Origin of the sequence: Actinoplanes sp. NPDC051633, from assembly GCF_040681735.1 — a bacterium.
Classification (GTDB): Bacteria; Actinomycetota; Actinomycetes; order Mycobacteriales; family Micromonosporaceae; genus Actinoplanes.
On the sequence record NZ_JBFAZH010000634.1, the window covers coordinates 1 to 4,649 of the forward strand.

General features: G+C 70.8%; 6 protein-coding genes and 1 pseudogene. 2 read left to right on the forward strand and 5 right to left on the reverse strand.

The annotated features are described in order from the left end of the window. From AB0M20_RS28395 to AB0M20_RS28405, 3 genes are all read right to left on the reverse strand, one after another. A partial coding sequence (locus AB0M20_RS28395; RefSeq protein WP_364303329.1) for a sigma-70 family RNA polymerase sigma factor occupies positions 1-516 on the reverse strand: 516 nt, incomplete at its 3' end. After that, positions 513-1,607, reverse strand: coding sequence for an acyltransferase (locus AB0M20_RS28400; protein WP_364303331.1), 1,095 nt, complete (start codon positions 1,605-1,607; stop codon positions 513-515). The genes AB0M20_RS28400 and AB0M20_RS28395, both read right to left, overlap by 4 nt. 69 nt (positions 1,608-1,676) lie before the next feature. After that, a complete protein-coding gene (locus AB0M20_RS28405) occupies positions 1,677-2,195 on the reverse strand; it encodes a GNAT family N-acetyltransferase (RefSeq protein ID WP_364303333.1) in 519 nt (172 codons plus the stop codon). 75 nt (positions 2,196-2,270) lie between these two features. On the opposite strand from AB0M20_RS28405, the gene AB0M20_RS28410 reads away from it, so the two are divergent. Beyond that, complete coding sequence (locus tag AB0M20_RS28410; protein ID WP_364303335.1) at positions 2,271-2,915, forward strand: class I SAM-dependent methyltransferase; 645 nt, start codon at positions 2,271-2,273, stop codon at positions 2,913-2,915. On the opposite strand, the gene AB0M20_RS28415 is transcribed toward AB0M20_RS28410, so the two are convergent. After that, a complete protein-coding gene (locus AB0M20_RS28415) occupies positions 2,895-3,821 on the reverse strand; it encodes an MBL fold metallo-hydrolase (RefSeq protein WP_364303337.1) in 927 nt (308 codons plus the stop codon). The genes AB0M20_RS28410 and AB0M20_RS28415 overlap by 21 nt on opposite strands. A gap of 4 nt (positions 3,822-3,825) precedes the next feature. Next, positions 3,826-4,458 (reverse strand): annotated as a pseudogene (locus AB0M20_RS28420) (glucuronate isomerase); the annotation flags it as partial. Between AB0M20_RS28420 and AB0M20_RS28425 the strand changes: the two are divergent. Next, positions 4,439-4,649 (forward strand): BCCT family transporter (locus AB0M20_RS28425; protein WP_364303339.1); only part of this gene is annotated, 211 nt, incomplete at its 3' end. The pseudogene AB0M20_RS28420 and the gene AB0M20_RS28425 overlap by 20 nt on opposite strands.

A 4,649-nucleotide genomic window follows, 5' to 3' on the forward strand; every position in this document is an offset into this window, starting at 1 on the left:
CTGGGCGGTGGTGGTTTCCAACTGAAGGTGATGCCGGAGCCGGCGCCTGGCCCGCAACAGCCGGAGACTGAACGCGGGCCGGGAGATGCCGAGGAGCCCCGCGGCCTGCGGGCCGGTGAGCCCCTCGAAGACCGTGAGCGTGAGCGCCTGCTGGTCGTCGACGCTCAGGCGCTGCCAGGCGCGGACCAGGTCGACGCGGGCGGCCACGCCATCGGCCTCGGCGCTGGTCGTTGCGGGTTCCCGCTGAATGCGCAGGGCGAGGCTCTGCTGCCGGGTCTCGCTGCGCTGCCGGTTGCGCAACACGTTGTGGGCGACCGTGAAGAGCCAGGCGCGGGCCTCGCCGCGCTCTGCGGGCACGTGGTCGAAGCGGCGCCACGCGGTCAGGAACACCTCGGCGACGACGTCGTCGGCCACGGCGAGGTGCGCCCGGCGCTCGACGAAGCACAACAGGTCGTCGTACGTCGCCCGGAACAGCTCCCGGAAGGCGGCCTCGGCGTCCGCCGCTCGTCGTCTCATGCCCTTCTCATGTCCGGCACCGCCCCCGCTGCTACAGGTGGTTTCGGAGCGCCGACGATATGCGTCCGCAGCAAGGGCATGAGGGGTCGTTCGACGAGCCGGTGAATCAGCCAGGCGGCGCCCAGGAGCACGACGACGGCGCCGGCGATCACCACCTCGGCCGGCAGGCCGGTCCGCAGGTGGGCGGTGCGGATGAGGCTGTACCCGACGCGCTGGTGCAGCAGGTAGAACGGGTAGGTCAGCGCGCCGGCGGTGGCCAGCCAGCGCCAGTCGACCCGGTCGGCGCGGCCCAGGGCGATCGCGAGCAGCGTCACGTACGCGACGGTGAGCAGGACGAAGGACGGCCAGACGGGTACGGCGAAGCCGGGTCTGAGGTCGAGCGTCCGGAGCAGCACGCCGTGCAGGCCGATCATCCAGGAGCCGGCCAGTAGCGCCCACAGCCGCCAGTCGCGCCGTGACCGGCGGAGCAGGAACATCGTGGTGCCGGCGATGAAGTACGGCGCGAAGTCGGGCATGACCAGCTCGCGCAGGAACTCCCCCGGCTGGAAGGCCGGGATGACGACGGCCGCGACCAGCCAGCCGGTGCAGAACACGCGCATCCGGCGTTCGGTCATGCCGCCGCCGAGGAGGCAGGCGAAGATCAGATAGAACTTGATCTCGCACCAGAGGGTCCAGTACACGGTGTCGACCGGATCGGTGCCGAGCGGTTCGGCCAGCATGGTCAGGTTGATCACGACGTCGGACAGCGGGGGCACCCCGGTGACCGGCACGCCGGCCGTCAGGGGCACGGCGGTGACCACGACCGCCGTGACGATCACGCACACCCAGAAGGCGGGGTAGAGCCGGGCGGCACGGGAGGCCACGAACTCGCGTACGGTCCGGCCCCAGCCGCTCAGGCTGATCACGAACCCGCTGATCATGAAGAAGACCTCGACGCCGAGGAAGCCGTAGATCAGCACGTGTGAGGCGTTGGGCAGGTGGTGGACGGGTGGTCGCACGCCGTCCAGCCGCCACGAGTCACCGAAGTGGTAGCCCGCCACCGCCAGCGCGCACAACAGTCTCAGTCCGTCCAGCGCCGCAAGCCGCCGCATCGCCGCTCCTCCCGCTCGGCGGACGCGTCGTCGCATCCGAGCGGTACATGTCCGGCACGGCGGCGATCCCTACGGCAAGGTCCTGCGGTATCGGACCTCGCGCATCGGGAAGCCCCTCGAGTCGTCGACCTTCGAGGCGCCGTCCGGGCCCCAGCCGGCGGCCTCGTAGAAGCGTCTGGCCTGCGCGTTCGTGTCCAGGACCCACAGCGTCAGCTCGCGGAAACCGGCCTCGGTCAGCCGGCGCACGCCGGCCGCCATGAGCAGCCGGCCGCCGCCCGTGCCCCACCGCGAGGGCAGCAGATAGATCGCCTGGACCTCGCCGACCGTGGCGGGATCGTCGTCCTGGTCGCGGGTGGGTGCGAAACAGTTGAAGCCGATCACCCCGTGCTCCTCGTCGTCGAGCACGAGGATCCCGGCCGGCGGCCGGGCGTCGCGGATCCACTGCCGCCAGCCCGGCTCCCGCCGGGCCGGATCCATCCGGTCGAGGTGCTCCTGCGGCACCTGCCCGCGGTAGGCCACCTGCCACGTCGCCACCTGCACGGCGGCGAGCGCGGCGGCATCGTCCATGGTGGCCGGTCGGACGGTCACGGCAGTCCGGCAAGGGTCGGCATCATGGCTGCGATTGTGGCATCGCCGCAGTTGTGCGCACTAAGGTCTTCCGGCGTGACTTCGCGGACCGACGAACTCAGAGACGCGCACGACGTGCTGGCCGCCTACTACCGCGAGCACCTGCCCGGGGCGCTGGCGAAGGCGCCGGTCGAGCGGGCCGTGCTCGACCTGTTCTGCGAGCTGACCCGCGACGCCGGCCTCGGCGGCGATGTCGGGGACGTCGGCTGCGGGACCGGCCGGATCATGCCCTACCTGGCGGCGCGGGGTCTGCGGCCGCGCGGGGTCGACCTCTCGCCCGAGATGGTGCGGGTGGCCCGGGAGGATCACCCCGACTTCGCGTTCGAGGTGGGCGATGTGCGGGCCCTGCCCTTCGCGGACGCCGAGCTGGCCGGGGTGGTCTGCTGGTATTCGCTGCTCTTCCTCGCCCCGGAGGACCGGGCCGTCGCCTTCGGCGAGCTCGCCCGCGTCGTCAAGCCCGGCGGATACTTCGTGACCGCCTTCAAGGCCGGCGACGGGAAGCTGCGCCGCTCGGGCCCGGCCGCCAGGCTGGGCGTCAACTTCGACCGGTACCACCTCTCGCCGGAGGAGATGCGGCGCTGGGCGACCGGGGCCGGCTTCACAATCGTGTACTGGGGCGGCCGGCCCGCCGAGGACGGCGAGGAGACGCCGCAGGGCTACCTACTCTGCCGCAAGGGCTGACCAGGGATCCTCGCGGCGCCAGAGCGTGGGCAGGTGCAGGGCGACCCCGTCCGCCCGAGCCAGGCGGTCCAGCTCCCGCATCGTGACGTCCAGGTCGTCACCCGCGTAGGGCAGCGCCCGCAGGGGCCGGTCGAGCGGCCGGAAGAAGTCGTCCCAGTGGATCAGGACGACGCGGCGGGCGCCGACCGCGCGCACGGTCTGCGACCAGTACGACTCGATGTACGACGGGGTCTGCAGGCCGAGCTGACCCACGCCGAGGTAGACGACGTCGGCCCGGTACCCGTCGAGCGCACGCGGCACGTACCCGGCGCTGCCCTGCACCAGCCCGGTCCGCCCGCTCTCATGCTGGACCAGCACCGACCACGCCTCGCCGCACCGGTAGGCGGGCGTCCTGACCGGCGGCACCACCGGCTCGGTGATGACGCCCGGGAAGCGGTCGGGCGGGCAGTGCCGCGACTCGATCCAGGTGAGGGTGAAGGCGCCGCGGGTCACCGGCTCCCCGGGCGTGACGACGCGGATCTGCTCCGCCGGCAGGCCCGCGCCGCGGCCGATGTTCGCGGTCGACTCGCCGCCGAACAGGGTGGCGCCGGTCTGCAGCGCCACGACCGCCGAGTCCATCGCGTGGTCGAAGTGGGAGTGCACCGGCAGCACGGTGTCGAGGCGGCGGTGGCCGAGCCGGGTGAGCGCGGCGCTGATCCGGGCGGAGTCCGGCGCGACCCTGCCGAAGCCGGCCTTGAGCAGGGACGGCCGCGAGAAGAAGCCGTCGGTCAGCACGGCCGACCGGCCGTCGTCGAAGACCAGCGACGCGACGCCGAGGAACGTGACGCTGAAGTCGCCGGGAGCACCCGGGACGTCGAAGCGGTGGGCGTACGAGCCCAGGTCGGGCCGGCCGGTCTTCAGGCGCATCGGCTCAACTTATCTTGAAGACCTTCCTGGGCTGGGTACTGACCAGGTCGACGATCGTCTCGCGGGCCTCGTGCTCGGTGAGGCGGTGGTCGGCCACCCGCTCGGCCAGGAAGCCCGCGTCCATGCGCCGCGACATGTCGTGGCGGGCCGGGATCGAGCACAGGGCGCGGGTGTCGTCGATGAAGCCGGAGAGGCGGCTGAACCCGGCGGTCTCGGTGACCGACTCCTGGAAGCGGCGGATCTCCGACGGGTTGTCGAGGAACCACCACGGCGCGCCCGCGTACACCGAGGGGTAGAAGCCGGCCAGCGGCGCGATCTCGCGGCTGTAGACGTCCGGGTCGACGGTGAAGAGCACGAGATGGAAGCCGGGGTACGTGCCGAAGCGGTCGAGCAGCGGCCGCAGCGCGCGGGTGTACTCGACCGCCACCGGGATGTCGTGGCCGGTGTCGGGGCCGAACCGCTCGAAGGTGCCGGTGTGGTGGTTGCGGTGGATGCCCGGGTGCAGCGTCATGACCAGACCGTCCTCACAGGACATCCGGGCCATCTCGAAGGTCATGTGGCGGCGGAACGCGTCCGCCTCGGCCGGTGACGCCTCGGACCGCAGCGCCGCCGCGTAGATCCGCGACGCCTCCGCCGCCGGTAAAGAAACGAATTTCCCTCAAGATTGGACAATATTCTACTGGTCATGGTGGCTCGTTTATGCACCGTTTATTGGATTGTTTATCGCGCGTATCTCAAAAGGACGTACACTTAAAGAAGTTGTATTAGGAACAATATATATTAGCATAACTTACATTGTCGATTTTATTCTCTCTCCAATGGCGTCGT